At 70.0% G+C, this 17267-nt stretch carries 20 protein-coding genes; 11 read left to right on the forward strand and 9 right to left on the reverse strand.

The window, feature by feature from the left end; all coding sequences use genetic code 11:
• Positions 1-152 precede the first annotated feature (152 nt).
• From F7Q96_RS19785 to F7Q96_RS19795, 3 genes are all read right to left on the reverse strand, one after another.
• Positions 153-1757 carry a Y-family DNA polymerase gene (locus F7Q96_RS19785; protein WP_053823649.1) on the reverse strand — a complete coding sequence of 535 codons (1605 nt, stop codon included), beginning with the start codon at positions 1755-1757 and terminating at the stop codon, positions 153-155.
• Positions 1690-2658, reverse strand: a complete 969-nt coding sequence (locus tag F7Q96_RS19790) for a damage-inducible protein (protein ID WP_151023167.1) — start codon at positions 2656-2658, stop codon at positions 1690-1692. Before F7Q96_RS19790 ends, F7Q96_RS19785 begins: the two co-directional genes overlap by 68 nt.
• 164 nt (positions 2659-2822) lie before the next feature.
• Positions 2823-3737, reverse strand: a complete 915-nt coding sequence (locus F7Q96_RS19795; RefSeq protein WP_053823648.1) for a LysR substrate-binding domain-containing protein — start codon at positions 3735-3737, stop codon at positions 2823-2825.
• A 132-nt stretch (positions 3738-3869) separates the two neighbouring features.
• On the opposite strand from F7Q96_RS19795, the gene F7Q96_RS19800 reads away from it, so the two are divergent.
• The 3 genes from F7Q96_RS19800 to serA all read left to right on the forward strand — a co-directional run bounded on the left by F7Q96_RS19800 (position 3870) and on the right by serA (position 7279).
• Entirely contained in the window at positions 3870-5183 is a 1314-nt protein-coding gene (locus F7Q96_RS19800) for an MFS transporter (protein ID WP_053823647.1), read from the forward strand.
• A gap of 121 nt (positions 5184-5304) precedes the next feature.
• A complete protein-coding gene (locus F7Q96_RS19805; protein ID WP_053823646.1) occupies positions 5305-5985 on the forward strand; it encodes a hypothetical protein in 681 nt (226 codons plus the stop codon).
• A 61-nt stretch (positions 5986-6046) separates the two neighbouring features.
• Positions 6047-7279 (forward strand): phosphoglycerate dehydrogenase, encoded by a 1233-nt coding sequence (gene serA, locus F7Q96_RS19810; protein ID WP_053823645.1) that lies wholly within the window; start codon positions 6047-6049, stop codon positions 7277-7279.
• 23 nt (positions 7280-7302) lie between these two features.
• On the opposite strand, the gene F7Q96_RS19815 is transcribed toward serA, so the two are convergent.
• Positions 7303-7614 carry a hypothetical protein gene (locus F7Q96_RS19815; RefSeq protein ID WP_053823644.1) on the reverse strand — a complete coding sequence of 104 codons (312 nt, stop codon included), beginning with the start codon at positions 7612-7614 and terminating at the stop codon, positions 7303-7305.
• A gap of 163 nt (positions 7615-7777) precedes the next feature.
• A complete protein-coding gene (locus F7Q96_RS27240; RefSeq protein WP_249041693.1) occupies positions 7778-9244 on the reverse strand; it encodes a BON domain-containing protein in 1467 nt (488 codons plus the stop codon).
• Between F7Q96_RS27240 and F7Q96_RS19825 the strand changes: the two genes are divergently transcribed.
• The 4 genes from F7Q96_RS19825 (at position 9228) to F7Q96_RS19840 (ending at position 11391) form a co-directional block, all read left to right on the forward strand.
• Positions 9228-9917, forward strand: coding sequence for a CBS domain-containing protein (locus F7Q96_RS19825; RefSeq protein ID WP_226995040.1), 690 nt, complete (start codon positions 9228-9230; stop codon positions 9915-9917). The two genes, F7Q96_RS27240 and F7Q96_RS19825, sit on opposite strands and share 17 nt — an antisense overlap.
• Before the next feature lie 123 nt (positions 9918-10040).
• Positions 10041-10229, forward strand: a complete 189-nt coding sequence (locus F7Q96_RS19830; RefSeq protein WP_006576892.1) for a DUF3008 family protein — start codon at positions 10041-10043, stop codon at positions 10227-10229.
• A gap of 53 nt (positions 10230-10282) precedes the next feature.
• Positions 10283-10900 (forward strand): DUF4142 domain-containing protein, encoded by a 618-nt coding sequence (locus F7Q96_RS19835; protein WP_144425931.1) that lies wholly within the window; start codon positions 10283-10285, stop codon positions 10898-10900.
• 92 nt (positions 10901-10992) lie between these two features.
• Positions 10993-11391: a BON domain-containing protein gene (locus F7Q96_RS19840; RefSeq protein ID WP_053823639.1), complete on the forward strand. Its 399-nt coding sequence runs from the start codon at positions 10993-10995 to the stop codon at positions 11389-11391.
• Between the two features lie 177 nt (positions 11392-11568).
• On the opposite strand, the gene F7Q96_RS19845 is transcribed toward F7Q96_RS19840, so the two are convergent.
• Both F7Q96_RS19845 and F7Q96_RS19850 read right to left on the reverse strand, forming a co-directional pair.
• Positions 11569-12036, reverse strand: coding sequence for a hemerythrin domain-containing protein (locus F7Q96_RS19845; RefSeq protein ID WP_053823638.1), 468 nt, complete (start codon positions 12034-12036; stop codon positions 11569-11571).
• 69 nt (positions 12037-12105) lie between these two features.
• Positions 12106-12543: a BON domain-containing protein gene (locus F7Q96_RS19850; protein WP_053823637.1), complete on the reverse strand. Its 438-nt coding sequence runs from the start codon at positions 12541-12543 to the stop codon at positions 12106-12108.
• 311 nt (positions 12544-12854) lie between these two features.
• Between F7Q96_RS19850 and F7Q96_RS19855 the strand changes: the two genes are divergently transcribed.
• On the forward strand, positions 12855-13364 hold the full coding sequence (locus F7Q96_RS19855) for a CinA family protein (protein ID WP_053824569.1): 510 nt from the start codon (positions 12855-12857) through the stop codon (positions 13362-13364).
• A 165-nt stretch (positions 13365-13529) separates the two neighbouring features.
• On the opposite strand, the gene F7Q96_RS19860 is transcribed toward F7Q96_RS19855, so the two are convergent.
• Complete coding sequence (locus F7Q96_RS19860) at positions 13530-14345, reverse strand: ATP-binding protein (RefSeq protein WP_170265897.1); 816 nt, start codon at positions 14343-14345, stop codon at positions 13530-13532.
• A 1-nt stretch (position 14346) separates the two neighbouring features.
• Positions 14347-15543, reverse strand: coding sequence for a PDC sensor domain-containing protein (locus F7Q96_RS19865; RefSeq protein WP_151023171.1), 1197 nt, complete (start codon positions 15541-15543; stop codon positions 14347-14349).
• Positions 15544-15872: 329 nt separating this feature from the next.
• Here F7Q96_RS19865 and F7Q96_RS19870 point away from each other — a divergent pair, with 329 nt between their 5' ends.
• The 3 genes from F7Q96_RS19870 (at position 15873) to F7Q96_RS19880 (ending at position 17238) form a co-directional block, all read left to right on the forward strand.
• The gene (locus F7Q96_RS19870; protein WP_053823635.1) at positions 15873-16226 is read left to right on the forward strand and encodes a hypothetical protein; all 354 of its coding nucleotides are present in this window, start codon (positions 15873-15875) and stop codon (positions 16224-16226) included.
• Between the two features lie 229 nt (positions 16227-16455).
• Positions 16456-16899 carry a hypothetical protein gene (locus F7Q96_RS19875; RefSeq protein WP_053823634.1) on the forward strand — a complete coding sequence of 148 codons (444 nt, stop codon included), beginning with the start codon at positions 16456-16458 and terminating at the stop codon, positions 16897-16899.
• An 18-nt stretch (positions 16900-16917) separates the two neighbouring features.
• On the forward strand, positions 16918-17238 hold the full coding sequence (locus F7Q96_RS19880) for a hypothetical protein (protein ID WP_053823633.1): 321 nt from the start codon (positions 16918-16920) through the stop codon (positions 17236-17238).
• The last annotated feature ends 29 nt before the right edge of the window (positions 17239-17267 follow it).

Genomic DNA, 17267 nt, shown 5'->3' on the forward strand with positions numbered 1-17267 from the left:
GTACCCAGACCTGACGTACTCAAAGTACGCTTACGATTACGACGCAGTTTGTCGCAGGTGGCTCTGGGCCAAGCGTTGTCGTTTAAACCGCCACGCCGCTACATCCGCGATTATGGGGACATGCCTCGCTGATTTCAACCGCCCGGGTGACGTTATCCAAACAACCCATGCAAAAACCACCGGTACTCCCCCTCCTCCTCTCCTTCTCGCCCGGGGCGTTCGCGGTAGATCCAGCAGCGCAGGCCGTCGCCGCGTTCGGCGATGAAGTAGTCGCGCGTGGCGAGGGCGCCGTCCCACCAGCCTGATTCGATGCGTTCGGGCCGGGACAGCAGCGTCAGCGGGCTGCCGTGACAGGGGCTGTGCCGGCGCACCGGCAGGCGCAGCGGCGGTTCCAGCAGCCATAGCGGGCGATCGGGCAAGACAGCCGCATCGGCCGACCCGGCGGCCGCGCGTGGCGATCCGTTGGCGCGGCCCGTGCCGGCTTCGTCGACCGGCCGCCAGCGGTTGGCGCATTCGGGCCGATGGTCCGCCAGCGGATGCGGCTGCAACACGTTCTCGCGGCCCAGCCGCGCCACCAGCGTATCGAGCACGCGGCCGAGTTCGGCCTGCCCGCCGCCCGGCTCCGGAAACAGCGTGTCGCTCTGCGGCAGGCATTCGGCCACGGTCTCGACCTTCAGCATCAGGCCGACCACCGGCGCATCGAACTGCAGCCGGTCGAGCTTTTCCTGCAGCAGCCGCGACAGATGCCCGGGATCGCGGCTGGGCTGGGCCAGGCTGACCGTCACCGGCGTGGCGGCGATGGCGGCGTCGCGCCGCTGGCGTTCGTGCTCGAGGCGCAGCACGAAGCGCGTGACGCCGGCCTGATGCGCGGTCAGCCAGCCGGCCACCGCCTGCAGCAGACGCTGGGCGCCGGCCAGCACGCCGGCGGCCGATTCGGTCCGCCCCGGCAGTTCCATCCGTTCGGCGAAGGTCGGCGGCGCGGCGAACCAGCCCAGGCGCGCCGGCGTCTCGCCATAAGCCTGGTCCAGCCGCGTCAGCAGGTCGGTGCCGAGCCGGCGCTGCAGTCCCGCGCGCGGCAGCCAGCGGACCTCGCCGACGGTGCGGCAACCGATGCCGTCGAGCCAGCGCGGATCGGCCAGGCTTGCCAGCATCTCGACCGGCAGCCGGTCCAGCAGCCGCGCCATCCGCTCGGCCCGCACCGCCCGCCGCGCGGGCCGCAGCACCTGGCCGCGGCGCCCCAGCCGCAGCGGCATCGCGGCCAGCCAGGCGGCGCCATGGGCGGTGGTGCCGCAGCCGATCTGCGCGAAGGTGCCGAGGCTGCGCACGCAGGCACGCACCGCGCGGCACAGCGCGCGATGGCCGCCGAACAGGCGCAGGCTGGCGGTCACGTCGAGCGCGACGGTGGCGGGGCCGAGTTCCTCGTCCAGCGTGACCTGCGGCGTGAAGCGCAGCAGCGCCAGCGCGGCCGCGGTCAGCAGTTGCGCTTCGGCGGCCGGGTCGCGCTCCAGATGCACGATCTCCGCCGACAGCGCCTGCACGCCGCCGCGCCGCATGCCGGCGGACACGCCCAGCGCCATCGCCGGCCGGTTGGCCAGCACCACCCGCTCCTGCTCCAGCACGACCGTCGGCACCGCATGGTTGAGCGTGCCGATGTTGCCGCCGGTGTTGCTGCCGGCGGTGCCCGCGGCCTCAGGCCAGCTGGGGTGCAGCGCGTCCAGCGGCAGGCGCGGCAGATGCACCGCGATCCAGAACGGCATGATCGGACTCGTGGAGGGATTCGTTGGCGCTTCCGGCGCTTCCGGCGCTTCCGGTCACCGGGGACACCGATTCCGGCATCGATTCGGACATCGGCTCGGCCACCGCCGAGCGCCCGGCCGGCACCGCCGGCATCGCGCCGAGCGGCAGGATCAGCGGGGTGTCGCGCACCGGTCCGCGCCGCTTGTGGAAGACGATCGACAACGCATTGCCGGGCAGCGGCGCCAGCAGCAGCCGCAGCACCGCCGGCGACGATTCGCGCAGCGCCGCGGCCGGACGGCAGACCCAGACCACCGCGTCGCTGGCCTGGGCCAGCACCTGCAGCCGCCGCACCGCCTCGGGACGGGCCGAGGGCAGCCACACCAGCACGCCGCCGAAGGCCTGGCTGCGCAGCACCTGCTCGGCGGCCCACAGCAGATCGGCCTGCCGGGCAGCCTGCATGGCCTGAGCGGTCTGGCGGGCCGGCCGCCTGCCCTTGGCGGCGGCCTGGCGGGCCGCGCCCTCCTCTTCGTTGGCCCTGACCCAATACACCTGCCGGGCCGGCAAACCCCAGGCCGCCAGCGCCGGCGCATTGACGGCATGCGGCGCGCCGATCCATACCAGCCGGCGCCCGGCCGCGGTCAGCGATTGCAAGGCCGGCCGCAACAGGCGCACTTCGCCGACGCCGTGGTCCGGGACCAGCAGCTCGGTCACCGCGCCGACCGGCCAGCCGCCGCCGGGCAGCTGTGCCGACAGCGCGTCGTAGCCGGTCGGCCATACCGGCAGCGAGGCGGCGCGGCCGAGCTGGCCGGCCCGCCACAGGTCGGGATGGCGCCGTTCCAGTTCGGCCAGAGCGCGCTGGCGCTCCAGCGGGGATTGCGGCACGGAAGGCGGTGACGTGACGGCAGGCGATGACACAATCATGGTGATCTCTAGGTCTCTCCGTGCACCATCTGTGCGTTGGTGTGCGCGCTCTTGTGCGCTGTTGTGCGCTTCACAGCGCCGGAAAGACTCGGCTTTCGGATACTGTATGTTTATACAGTATTTTGACCGGACTCAACAGAGACCCACCGCCGGACTCGGGAAAGTCAACTTCCGATCCGATGCCCCGCCGCCTCCTGGCGGATCCATGCCACCACCTTCAGCACATCGGCACGCGGACGCTCGTCCGCCTGGATCAGCCAGTAGCCGAAGCTGTCGCCCGAAGCCGGCGGCGGCGCGGCGACCACGCCGAGCTGCCTGTCGTCGAGCAGGTCGCGGATCAGTTCCAGCCGCCCCAGCGCGACGCCCTGTCCCGCCAGCGCGGCATGGATGACCTGGTCGTATTGGTTGAACTGCGTCATCGCGCGCGGCTTCGCTCCCTGCCAGCCGCGCTCTTCGAGCCAGTGGCGCCAGCGCAACCGCGGATTGGTGTCGTCGTCGAGCTCGAGCAGATTCAGGCCCTGCAGCGCCCGCACGCTGTCGATCGCCGCGACGCCCAGCGCGCGATGGGCGACCGGCACGATGGTCTCGCCGAACAGCGCGATCGCGCCCGGCGGCGCATGGTCGGCGGCGCAGTAGCGGATCGCCAGATCGATCTGCTCGGCGCGCAGGTCCGCCACCTGGTTGCTGGCCGACAGCCGCAGTTCCAGCTCCGGATGCGCCTGCTGCAGGCGCCCCAGCCGCCGCAGCAGCCACAGCCCGGTGACGCCGACGCTCGCGGTCAGCGTGACGGGCCGCTGCGCGACCTGCACGCGCAACTCGCCGACCACGTCCTGGATCTGCTGGACCGCGGCATTGGCGCTGCGGAACAGCCGCTCGCCGGCACTGGTCAGCGCGATCGCGCGATGCCGGCGCACCAGCAGCGGCACGCCGAGCTGCGCCTCCAGTGCGCTGATCTGCCGGCTGACCGCGGACTGGGTCAGGCACAGGTCTTCGGCGGCGAGCGTGATGCTCATGCGCCGGCCGACGGCGACAAAGCCCTTGAGCAGATCGAGCGAGGGCAGGCTGACGAGGTTTTGCATGGCGGCCTTTCACATTCCTGTAGCGCATGCGAGCGGACAAAGAAATCAATTGAGCTGCCCCCATGCAGCCGGCTTAATGGAAGCCGGTGATCTCACCGCATGCTAACCGCTCATCCGAAGGCCGTCACGACCATGTCCCGCTCCTCCTCCCCGCCCGGCTCCCCCGCTCCCCGGCCGTCCGCCACCGATCCGCTGGTGCTGGTCGTGGCCGGCGGCCTGATCCTCGGCCTCGCGCTCGGCATGCGCCATGTGCAGGGGCTGTTTCTGCTGCCGATCACGATGGAGCGCGGCTGGACGCGCGAGGCGTTCGGCTTCGCGATGGCGGTGCAGAACCTCGTCTGGGGGCTGGCGCAGCCGTTCGCCGGCATGATCGCCGACCGCTTCGGCTCGGCCCGCGTGATGCTGGCCGGTCTGCTGCTGTATGCGCTGGGGCTCTACACGATGACGCAGGCGACCACCCACGCCGCCTTCGTCTGGAGCGCCGGCATCTGCCTCGGCCTGGCGCTGTCGGGCACGACCTTCGGCGTGGTGTTCGCCGCGCTGAGCCGGCTGGTCAGCGCGCAGCGACGCGGCTGGGCGCTGGGCGTGGCCGGTTCGTTCGGCGGACTCGGCCAGTTCCTGCTGGTGCCGGCGGTGCAGGCGGGCGTCGAGCGGATCGGCTGGAGCGCCGCGCTGTGGTCGATGGCCGTCTGCGCGCTGCTGGCGCTGCCGCTGGTATGGCCGCTGCGCGAACGCGGCGCCCGGGCAGCCGAGGCATCGACCCCGGCATCGACCCTGGCATCGAGCGAGGCATCGGCCGCGGCGCAGGCGGGCACGGATGGCAACCGGCAATCGATGCGCGCCGCGATCCGCCAGGCCTGCGGGCATCGCGGCTTCTGGCTGCTGAACATCGGCTTCCTGGCCTGCGGCTTCCAGCTCGCCTTCATCGCCTCGCATCTGCCCGCCTATCTGCTCGACCGCGGACTGTCCGCGCGCGACGCGGTGATCGCGCTGGCGATCATCGCGCTGGCCAATATCGCCGGCACCTATCTGTGCGGGCTGCTCGGCAACCATGTGCGGCGCCATCGCGCGCTGGCCGGCATCTATCTGCTGCGCACCGCGGCGATCGCGCTGTTCCTGCTGGTGCCGCTCTCCAGCGTCAGCGTCTTCGTGTTCGCCGCGGTGATGGGCTTCGTCTGGCTGGGCACCGTGCCGCTGACCAGCGGCCTGGTCTCGCAGGTGTTCGGCACCCGTTATGTGGCGACGCTGTTCGGCTTCGTCTTTCTCGGCCATCAGCTCGGCTCCTTCCTCGGCGTCTGGCTCGGCGGCTATCTGTTCGACCGGACCGGCTCCTACGATCTGGTGTGGATCGGCGCGATCGTGGTCGGGCTCGGCGCGGTCGTGCTGCACTGGCCAATCGACGACCGGCCGGTCGGTCATCGCGAGGCGGCGATGGCGGCGGCTTGAAAGCTGCGGCGCAGCCGTCATATCGAAGGGAAACGTTGTCCTCGATTTCCCTTAGTTGCCCTCGAACTGCCATGGTTTTCGTGTACGTTACGCCGTTCAAAAACATGACAGGGAGACATGGATGACGCTGCACCGCAGTGATGCAGGAGAGCCGACGATCGTGGCCCTGGTCGAGGCGATGAAGGCCTGGCAGCGCGCGCTCGATACGACGCTGTCGACCTCCGGCCTGACCTACGTCAAATGGATCCTGCTGCGTGCCATCGCGCGCGGCGACTATGTCCGCCACCGCCCTTACCTCGGCGCGATCCTGATCGACGTCGAGATGGCCGAGCATCTGCTGGCCGAACTGCATCGCGATCGCTGGATCGGTTTCGTCGACGGCGCCGGCATGGCGTGCGGCCCCGCGCTGCCCGAAGGACAGCCGGTCGTTCCCGAGGCCGAGCGCGCGCGCGTGCAGCGCATCGCGCAGTCGCTGAAGGCCCTGCATTCGGTGTCGGTCAGCCCGTTCACCAGCGACGAACGCGCGATGCTGTCGACGATGCTGCAGCGGATGCAGGCCAACCTGAACGAATTCAGCGACCGGCGCGATGCGCAGCACGCGGAAGCGGCGAACGACGAGACCCCGCTGATCCGTGCCCACGCAATGCTCGGCGCTTCGGCCAGGACATCGACGTCCGCGCACTCCGGCTCGCACTCGGGCGCCCACTCCACGTCTCACGCCAAGAGCGCCGAACGCGGCCCGCTGCCAGCCCGGCCGGCGCGCCGCAAATCGTCGCCTACCTCACTTCCCTGCCGAAGTTGAGGCAAGATAGAGCGCTGCACCGACACCGTCGGGCCCACCACGATCGCCATGCGAGGCCGCGATGACCAAGGTAATGCTGCTCGAAAACATTCATGAAAGCGCCAGTGAACGGCTGGCCGAGGCCGGACTGCAGGTCGACCGCCGCGCCGGTGCGCTGGCCGGCGGCGAGCTGCACGAAGTGCTGGCCGCCAACGAGCTGATCGGCATCCGATCGGCGACCCATCTGCATGCCGAGGACATTCGCCACGCGGGAAATCTGCTGTCGATCGGCTGCTTCTGCATCGGCACCTCGCAGGTCGATCTCGCCGCCGCGACCGCGGCCGGCATTCCGGTATTCAACGCGCCGTTCTCGAATACGCGATCGGTGGCCGAACTGGTCGTCAGCGAAGCGGTGATGCTGCTGCGCCGGATCCCCGAGAAGAACACGCTGGCGCATGCCGGCAAATGGGCCAAGGGCGCGGCCGGCGCCTTCGAGGCGCGCGGCAAGACGCTCGCCATCGTCGGCTACGGCAATATCGGCTCGCAGGTCGGCGTGCTGGCCGAGGCGATGGGCATGCGGGTGGTCTACTACGACGTGCAGCCGCGGCTGTCGCTGGGCTCGGCCAAGGCGGCCGGCTCGCTGGCCGACGCCGTCGCGCATGCCGACGTGGTGACGCTGCACGTTCCGGCGACGCCGCGCACGCGCAACATGATCGACGCGACCGTGCTGGCCGCCTTCAAGCGCGGCGCGATGCTGATCAACGCCTCGCGCGGCAGCGTGGTCGATATTCCCGCGCTGGCCGAAGCCTTGCGCCAGGGACGGCTCGGCGGCGCCGCCATCGACGTTTTCCCCAGCGAACCGAAGAACAACAAGGACGCCTTCGTCAGCGAACTGCAGAACCTGCCCAACGTGCTGCTGACCCCGCATATTGGCGGCAGCACCGAGGAGGCGCAGCAGAACATCGGCGTCGAGGTCGCGGCCAAGCTGGTCAATTACCTGACCACCGGCGCCACCATCGGCGCGGTCAATTTCCCCGAGGTCGATCCGGGCCCGGTCGATTGTCCGGCGCGGCTATTGAACGTCCACGGCAATGCGCCGGGCGCGCTGGCGGCATTGAACACGCTGCTCGCGCGCGAGGGCATCAATATCGCCGGCCAGCATCTGGAGACGCGCGGCACCACCGGCTATGTCGTCACCGATCTGGACAAGGCGCCCTCGGCCGAGCTGGAGCAGGCGCTGGCAGCGCTGCCGGGCGTGCTGCGGCTGCGCGTGCTCAGGCGCGAGGAGGCCGGCGTGGCGGGCGCGGCCTCGTAGCCGTTGATGATGGAATTCGCGAGTCAGGCGGCTGGCGGCTGGCGCCGGCTGCCCCACAGCAGGATCGCGCTGATGACCCAGCCGCAGAAGAACAGCGCGTCGCCAAGCTGATTGAGCACCAGCGGCATCGAATCGCCGCGGAACATATGGGCCAGCATGTCTTCCGGCAGGCGCGACGCGATCCACAGAAATACGGCCGGCGCGCTGCAGTAGACGCCCGGCTGCCACCATGGCGCGCGCGTTTTTCCGGTGTCGGCCTGGTCCGATGCCGGGGCGCCGGCATCGCGCGGTGCCGCCGTGCGGTTGGCGGCGATCAAACCCTCATTGGCGGTCATGGCGCCCTCCCTGTTGTGGGCGCAATATTGCCCAAGCAGGCGGCGCGGCGCCATCGGCGGCTGTCTGACACGCGTGCGGTGGCGCACGCAAGCGCAGGCAGGCGCAGGCAACGGGCAGGCGGCGGGCGGGCGCCGGACAGACCCGCCCGCCTCGCCGTCGCGATCAGTCCGGCGTCCAGCCCTTCAGATCGTCCATCTTCGCCGGCGATTCCCCGCTGTCGCGGCGGACGCGAATATCGTTCTCCACGTCGGTCACGCCGAACACATTGTCGACCAGATCCTCGATGTCGTACTTCTCGTTGCGGTCGCGGACGGTACCGCCGAGCTTGACGATGCCGCCGTTGACGTCGACCGTCACCTCGCTGACATCGAGCCCCTCGGCATAGGCCAGCCGTTCGCACACCGCCTCGCGGATCCGCTCGTCGCTGCGGCGATAGCCCTTCGGGCCGACCCGGCGCTGCGGCCGGTCGTCGGTGCCGAAGAATTCGCTGACCGCCTCGCCGATGCGCCGGCCGATGTTGTACAGCGGCCCGTGTCCATCGCGATCGTCGTCGCGATCGCGACGCTCGTCGCGGCCATATTCGCCGCGATATTCGCCGCCGTAGCCGCCGCCATAGCTCAGCTCCCCGGCCGACAGCCGGCCGGCGTCGCGGCCCGACCGTTCCTCGCGATAGTCACCGCCGTAGCGGTGTTCCGGCACCGCGTAGTTGCGGCCGGGCCAGTCGTCGTCGAAGCGGTCCCAGCCGTAGTTCGACGTACCGGCGTTGCTGTAGCCGCTGCTGCGTTCGGCCTCGCGCAGCCAGTCCTGGTCGCGGTTGCGCATCCCTTGCCGCTGGCCGCCGCGCCACGTGGTGGTGCCGGCCGTTCCTCCGTAGCGCTCGTCCTCGTCGCTCCATTCGTCGCCGCGCGTGCCGGTGGCGTACGAGGGTCCGGTGCCCGTCTCCAGTGCCGCGGCGCCGGAATAGCCCGACTGCCACGGGTCGGTGCGGTACTCGTTGCGGCGGGTCGACGATTCGCCGCGGCCGTATCCGCTGCTGCCGTATCCGCTGCCGCCATATTGACCGCCGTACTGACCGCCGTATTCGCTGCCCGATGGGCCGCCGTATTCACGCCCATATCGGCCGCCGTAATCTGAACCATATTGGGCGCCATAACCGGACTCGCCACCGTATCGGCCACCGCCCTGGCGGCGCCCACCATCGCCGCGCCCGTACTGGCCGCGCCCATACTGGCCGCCACCGCCGCCTTGCCCGCCGCCTTGCGCGCGGCCGTATTGACTGCGGCCTGACTGACCGCTGGTGTATTGCTCGCCGCTGTAGCGGCCCTCGCCATAGCCCCCGTTGCCGCCGCCGCGGTATGGCTGGCCCTGCCGGCCGGCTTCGCGGCCATAGCCGGTGCCATAGGTATCGTCGTCATCGAACGCGCCGCGCGGCGGGCCGCCCTCGCTGAGCTGGTAGGGCGTCATCTGCGCGCGGCGCCAGCGCGACTCCCACTCGTTGCCTTCCGATTCCGCCTGCCAGTCGTCCTGGGCCCAGCGTTCGGAGCGGTTGTCGCTCCAGCCATCGTCACGTTGGTCGTAGCCAGGCCAGGATTGGTCCGGCCGATTGCGTCGCATGGATTCGTTTCGCATATCGCTCTCCTGCACGTGGTCCGGCGCGATGCGCGCCCGTATCGATGCAGCCGCGCAAGAACCGTACCGTCGCGGCGATCGGCCGCGCCCGGCGTGTCACGGCGGCGTCATCCCGGCAGGCGCTCTGGAACGCATCTTGCGAAACCGTCGATGCGTGCCAAGCGCACGCAGTGCCAACCATCCGCAAGGAGAAACGACGATGGCAACCCAGATGCAAGGAGGCGGCGCCCAACGGTCAGGCGGCGTTCTACGCGATGTGATGACCGCACAGCCGGCCTTTCTGACCCAGGACGACACGATCAAGCGCGCGGCCGAACTGATGGCCCAGCTCGACGTCGGCGCGCTGCCCGTTTGCGACGGGCGCCGGCTGACCGGCATGGTCACCGACCGCGACATTACCGTGCGATGCACCGCCGCGGGAGCCGACCCGGCCAACACCAAGGTCACGCAGGCAATGACGCAGGACGTGCAGTGGTGCAGCGACGACGAGTCGGTCGATACCGCGCGGGAGAAGATGGCAGCGCATCAGATCCGCCGTCTGGCGGTGATCGACAAGGATCATCAATTGGTCGGCATGGTGTCGCTGGGCGACCTGGCGGTGAAGACCGGCGATACCGGCGGCGCGGGCGAGGCCCTGGAAGGCGTTTCGCAACCGGCGCAGCCGTCCCGCTGACGCCCCGCCGACGTCGAATGCCGCTTGCCTGCGGGCTGCGGCAGCGACCGGGATTTACAAGGCTTGCAAGATTGCAACCCTCACCCACCATCCGACCCTGACTGTCAATGAATGGAGGACCCGATGCCAGCCAAATCGAAATCGCAGCAAATGGCCGCCGGCGCGGCGCTGTCGGCCAAGCGTGGCGACAGGAAGGTCGGCGAGCTCAAGGGCGCGTCGAAGTCGATGTACAAGTCGATGAGCGAGAAGGAGCTGCACGACATGGCATCGACGCCGCAGAAGGGCAAGCCGGACCACAAGTCCGAGAGCTGATGCACGCCACCGGCGTTGGCGCGCCGGCGGCGTTGCGTCGATGGAGATCCGCGATGACGATCGCATCCACCCCCCGCATGGCGGCCCAGTTGCTGCTGGCCGCCGTGGCCGTGGCCACCGCGCTTGCTGCCGGCGCGGTGTCGGCGCAGCCGTCCGCCACCTCGCCGCTGGCGACGCCGCCCACCGGGGCGTCCAAGCCGCCCGCGACGTCGCTGTCCACCGACGACCTGCGCTTTATCGACGAAGCGATCCTGACCGCCGCGATGGGCGTCGAGACCGCGAGCATGGCGCTCGAGGTCTCCGCCGATCCGACGCTGCTGGCCTACGCCCGCAGCGCCGCGCGCGACTACCGCGCGCTCGCGGCGGAACTGGCGCGCATCGCGCAGAGCAAGGGCGTGCAGCCCGAACAGCGGCTGCCCGAAGCGCCCGAGGTCACCAAGCTGCGTTCGCTGAAGGGCGCCGAGTTCGACCGGATGTTCGTGCAGATCGTCGCGGTCGACGCCAACCGGCAGGCGCTGGCGCTGTTCCAGCGGCAGGCCGAAATCGGCAAGGACCCGGCGCTGCGCGCGTTCGCCAAGCGGGCATTGCCGATGCTCGAAGAGCGCTTGTCGCAGGGCAAGTCGATGTCGACGCGGACCGTGACCTGGCGCAGCGGTATCGCGCAGCGCTGATGGCGCGGCGCTGCTGTCTCATTGGCCGGGCGCGCGAGAACCACCACGGCGCGCCCCCTTTCCTTTCCTGGCTGACCCCGACGAGCATGCCCATGACAAACGCCAATCCTTCGCAGCCTTCCCCGCCGACCGGCACGGACACCGCCGCACAGGACGACGACCTGCTGCGGCAGGCACGCGACCATATCGCCGAGGAATTCGGCGGCGCCATGCCGCAGGGCATCGAGGTGGGAATCGAGGACAAGCGCATCCGGCTGCGCGGACGCGTGGCCGATCGGCCGACGGCGGAACGCATCGCCAAGGCGGCGGCGATCGGGCCGGGCATCCTCGGCGTCTACAACGAACTGCAGGCTGCCGACGACAGCGAACCGGCCAGCCCGATCGTGGGAGCCGAAGCGGCCGACGCGATCGACACGCCCGAGCCTGGCGAACGCGGGGAGCGCGGCGCACCGTTGCCGCCGGTGCCCGGGCCGATTCATCACAAGGTGTGAGAGGCGCGGCGGCAAGCGCGCCGCCGAGGTGGGATGGAAATATCGTTCCCGCGCAGGCGGGAATCCAGCGGCTTATCTTTATCTGAGTCGCAAACCCGGAGCCGCAAGCCCGGAGCCGCAAACCCGTAGCCACAAAGCCGCTGGGCCCCCGCCTGCGCGGGGGCGACGGTGCCCAACCTAGGCCATGGCTCCCATCAGCTCTTCCTTGCGGGCGGTCATCTGCTCCGCCATGTCGCCCAGCTCGACGTTCTTGCTGATCACCATCTTGAACAGTTCGTTCTCCTCTTCCTGCACGTGGTGGTTGACGTATTCGGACAGCACCTTGTAGTTGGCCTCCAGCATCTCGCCGCCCAGATCGCCTTCGATGGCCGCGATCAGGTCCTTGGCGACCTGGTGTTCGACCTTCGCTTCATCGAGCATCTCGTCGAGCTTCTCGTGGACTCCGCGCAAGCCGGGATAGAAGATCTCCTCCTCGATCTGCGCGTGCACGGTCAACTCGTGGCAGGTCTGCTGCGCGATCTGTTCCTTCTCGGAACGCTCCTTCGCGCTCTCGAACGACTTGAACAGCTTCTTGACGTTGCGGTGGTCGTCGAGCAGCAGGCTCAGCGCGGCGCGTTGCGCGCTCGGAATCTTGGACTTGTCCATTCGAAACTCCTTTTATCGTGGTGGGGAATTGCTGTGCAGGTACTGCCTGGGCTGCCCTCGTTCGACGGCTCACCCTCGAGACTCGCTGCGGTCCGGCGCCACCCGGATCCGGTTCTCGATATCGGAGACGCCCTGGCAGGCGTCGACACACTCTTCGATCTGCCGGCGTGCCGTGCGGCTGCCGACCTGGCCTTCGAGCGTCACGTGGCCGCCTTCGACGCGGACCGATACCTCGCTGACATCAAGTCCCGCGCGCCATAGACGCTCGCAGACCCGATCCAGAATGCGATCGTCCGAATAGCTGATGCGGTTGCCCGCACCGCGGCCGGCATCGCCTTGCCGCTGATAGCTGGGGTTCTCGTTCTTGAAGCCGCCGTAGCTGCTTTGGCCGGGATCGGCACTGCGGCTGCGCACCTCGTCGCCAGACCGGTCGGTGCGGGTCCCCGGCGCGGCAAACGGTGCCCCGGTGACACTGCGTTCTCGCGGATTGCTGGTGGATTGCTGCATGCGTCGGCTCCTTGTGCTCCGGTTGCATCGGATCGCCGCGGACCGGCGCTTCAGCACTGCGCAATCCGCGGCTTCGAGCCCAGACGCAATATCCATACCGCCGCCGCCGCGGTTGCGAAACGCACGCTGCCACCGTCGCCCGATGCCGCTGCCTGCGTGCTTACGGCGTTCGGAATTTCATGCGGGGGCCGCTTTTTACACGCTTTCCGAATGTCCGGCGCGGTCCACCCGGCAAAGCGTGCAGATTTGACCAGGGCCGCCGATGGCATGGAATCTGCACACGCGCAGTCGTGAACTGGGAGGAAAACGAGATGAATGCCCATGAGGAGGCCGCACGCTTTCTGCTGCGGCATGGCCTGCAACTGGCTACCGCGGAATCGTGCACGGCAGGCCTGATCGCCGCGCGCATTGCCGATGTGCCCGGCTGCGGCGACGCGCTGCGCTGCGCGGTGGTCGCCTATGCGCCCGCGATCAAGCATCGCGTGCTCGGCGTCTCGCCGGAAACGATCCGGCGCTACGGCCTGACCAGCGAAGAGGTATCGCTGGCGATGGCGCGCGGCGTGCTCGCGCTGACCGATGCCAATCTGGCCATCGCCAATACCGGCATTGCCGACGGCAAGGGCGACGACGGCACACCACCCGGTACGCAGTGTTTCGCCTGGATCTTCAGGCAGACCGGCCGCGGCAATGGCCGTACCGTCGAGTTCTCGGAGACCGTGCGCTTGCGCGGCAGCCGCAACGAGGTCCGCGAGGCCGCCGCCGAATTCGCGCTCGCGCAGATCGGCCGCTATTACGCGCTGGCGCAGCAGCGGGAACGCTGACCGAACCGCGGCGCCAATGGACGCGCCGCTGCCCTCTCTCCAGCCCTCTCTCCAGCCCTCTCTCCAGCCCTCTCTCCAGCCCTCTCCCCAGCCCTCTCCTGCAAGCGGGAGAGGGGCCGGGGGAGAGGGCATCGGGCGCTGGCAGGCCGCAGCGCCTGCGCCAGCTCAGGCGCGCCGCGGCAACTGGCAGGCCGGCAGGAACAACGTCACCGTGGTCCCCTTTCCAGGGGCCGAACGCACCGTCACCGCGCCGCCGGCCTCGCGACAGAAATCCGCGACCTGGCTCAGGCCCAGACCCGTGCCGACCCCGTCCGGCTTGGTGGTGAACAGCGGCTCCAGCGCCCGGTCGGCGACATGAGCCGGCATGCCGATGCCGCTGTCGCTGACCCAGAGCCGCACGTAGACGCCGCGCATCGGCGTCGCGGTATCGGTGCGGGGATCGTCGGCCGGGTTGCCGGCCGGGTCGCCGGCTGGCTCGTCGGCTGGCTCGTCGGTCCGCTCGACGGGCCGGTGACGATCGGCCCCATCGGCGGAATCCTCCGGCCCGCGGCGCGCATCCAGTTCCGGCGGCAGCGTCGCCGCGCCGCCGCAAGCCGCGCCCAGATTGGCGGCGCCGATCTCCAGCAGGCCGCCCTCGGGCATCGCATCGCGCGCGTTGGCCGCGAGGTTCAACAGCGCCAGGCCGAGTTCGCAGCGGTCGGCATGGACCGGCAGGCAATCGGGACTGACCGCATAGCGCAACGCGATACCGGGGCCGAGCGTCGCGCGGATCAACGGGTCGCATTGCTGCAGCTCCTCGGCCAGCGCGATCGCCTCGCGGCGATGCTCGCGCCGCCGCACCACGCCGAGCAGCCGGTCGGCCAGCAGCGCCCCGCTGGCCAGGCTCTTGCGGATGCCGGCCAGCGCGGTGCGGTGGGCACGGTCCGTCCTGTGAACGCAATCCGCTCGATCCCCGCGGTCCGCCCGGTCCGCCCGGTGCACGCTATCGCCCCCGCCGCGATGTCCGGCCCCGCCGGTCCGCAACATCAGCATCGGTATAGGCGGAGATCACCGCCAGCACATTGCGGAAGTCGTGCGCGACCGAGCCGATCAGCTGCCCCATCGCCTCGAACTTGCGCGACTGCCGGTAGCGCTTCTCCAGTTGCTCTCGACGCGCACGTTCCTCGCGCCACCGCCGCCGCACCGCCTCCTCCGCGCGGATGCGCCGCAGCGCGCTCCACAACGACAGAGACAGCACGGCCGAGACGATGGCGGCGGCCAGCGAGGCGGGCGCCATGCGCCGCCACCAGGCGCGGTAGACGACGCGATACGGCACGCTGACCATCGCACTGGCTACCCCGTCGCCGACCGGATGGACCGCGAGCAGCCAGGCATGGCCGTCGGCGCGCCCGGTCCGCTCCGGCCCATCGCTCTGGCTCAGGTGCCGTACCTGGCCGGCGAACCGCGCCGCGTCCGGATCGGGCCATGGATAGGCCGCCAGCACCGCCCCGTCGCCGCGCACCAGCGCCGCGCGGTAGCCGTCGGTGTTCTCGAGCAATTGCCGGTAGAAGTCGGCGAAATAGGAAGGCCGCAGCGAGATCGACACGATGCCGGCAAGCCGTTGGCCGTGCATGCGCGGCATGCTGGCCTTGAACACCGGCTCGGGAATCACGCCGCCGATCAGCACCGCGGACAGGTGCGAGGACTCGTGCTCGACCATGATGGCGCGATAGTCTTCCCGTCCCGCGATATTGAGCGGCGGCGCCGGATACAGCAGGCTGCTGGCCAGCAACGTGCCATCGTCGCCGAAGATCCCCAGCGCGAAGGCCTGCGGCAGATCGCGGCCCATCCGTGCCATGCGGCGATGCAGCTCGAGCTCATGGTGCCGGATGTCGGCGTTGCTCCAGTGCGCGGTCAGATCGCGCAGGCGCTGGTCGGCGAGGCGGTTGCTTTCCATCACCTTGCTGGCGTGTTCCTGCACCACCCGCGCGAGCAGCACGCATTGCCGCTCGGCATCGGCAAACGCGTCGCGCAGCGCGAGCCAGCCCCAGCCGGCGAGCAGGCACAGCGGCAACAGAACGGTGCCGGCCAGCAGCAGTGCGGCGACGCGGCGCCGCAGCGGGTAGTCGGCCTGGAGCGCGGCTTCGGGCTCGGTCTGCGACCGAGTGTGCAAGGTCCTGGCTGGATTGGAGGTGTCCATGGCGAGAGCCGGGCGCGGCATCATGTCGCCGTTCGGCCGGGTGCGGGCCAGCTTAGTGAGCGCTGCCGATGCCGCAAGACCGGCCGCGCCAGAAGCTATAGTTGCCGCCCGCCGGGCGCCGCCCGAGGACGATGCGCCGGGACGACCGGGTCGCCAGGAGGCGTCGCGCCGCTTGACCGACGAATTACAACGTCCATGTAAAACCGGCCGAAAAACCGGCGCAATCGGCGTCGGGCGGCCCCGCATGGGCCATGTGCAGCAGCCTTCGCGACTGGCATGGTTAGTGCTCGATCGCGGGAAGTGCAACTTGCCTTCCGCGGAGTGGACGCATGGCAACAGAATCACGGCCCGGGACCGAATCCCCCCATGGCGGCGACCCCGTCGGCCAACGCAACGATCAGGGCGGCAGCAAGAGCGCGGGCCCGACCCCGGCGCAGGGCGCGCCCGATGCCGGCGGCCGCAACGAGCGGCGCGACGGCCAGCGCGACGGCCAGGGCAATGGCCAGGCAAATGACCAACGCAATGGCCGACACGATGTCGAACGCGACGGCGGCGGCGGGTCCGCGCGCGAGTCCGACCCGGCCGGCGGGCGCGACCTTCCGGATGAAAACGGCGAGCCGCCATCGGTCAAGCGCCCCGGCGGCAACCCCGAAGAAAGTGAGCCACCGGTGGAAAACATCTGAATCGGTCGCAAAAACGTCCTAAAACATTAGAGCCATTGGAACCACCAGAGCACGCCGCCATCAGCACGCAGCCACCCCCGGCATGCGGTCGCGCGCCCCGGATCCCACCGGATCCGTTCGACCTCCGCCTCCTTGCCACGCCGAGATCGCCGTGTTTGCCCAAGCCCGTTCGCCAAACCGCCCGCACATCGTGAAATCCACCCTCCCCTCCCCAGAGGATCCGACCGCCATGCTCGCGGCCCTGGGCGACCTGGCCGCGCTCTGCGGGCAGGCGCTCGAAGCCGCCTCGGTGAGCGCCGCCGATCCGCAATTGCGCGCGCTGCTGATCCATCGCGCCAACCTGCAGCGGCGCGCGGCCGCCGATCTGTCGCAACGCGCGGCCGGTGCGCCGGGTGCCGCGCCGCAGGGAGATGGCGCCGCGCATCGCGAGCGCCCCGGCGATACGCCGCTGCAACTGGCCTGCCGCCGCGCGGGCCGTTCGGTCGCGGCGTGCGGTGCGCTGCTGCGCGGCGAGCTGGACGATCCGATGCTGCGTCCCTGGCTGATCCGCTATTACCACGAAGCGGCCGACCTGCTGCGCGTGCTCGAGCAACTGACGCGCGAGCAGTATCCGGCCACCACGCGCCGCTCGCCGTCGCGGCCGACCGTCAACCGGCCGCTGCCTCACCGCTAGTCCGCCAGGTTCACGCCGATGCCAACGAATCCGCCGAATTCCCCCAATCCGCAGCATCCCCATGCCGATCTGCGCCGCACGCCCGCCGATGCAGGGCCGGCGGCAATGCCGCCCGTGGCCCGGCCTGCCTGGACGCGCCTGCTCGACGCGCTGGCGATGACGCTGCTGGTGATCGCCGGCGTGCACGAGGCGATCATCTGGCTCGGTGGCGAAGGCTGGCTGGCGCGCTTGCCTAGCGCGGGGGGCAGCGACAACGCGGTGGTGGTCGGCGTGATCTTCGCGCTGGCCGCTGCCTATGGCGCCTACCTCGTCGTGCGCAGCTGGCGGCGGGTAGGCTGAGCAGCCAGGCGCTCGTCTCACTGATCCCG

This window comes from Cupriavidus gilardii, from assembly GCF_008801915.1.
GTDB lineage: Bacteria > Pseudomonadota > Gammaproteobacteria > Burkholderiales > Burkholderiaceae > Cupriavidus > Cupriavidus gilardii.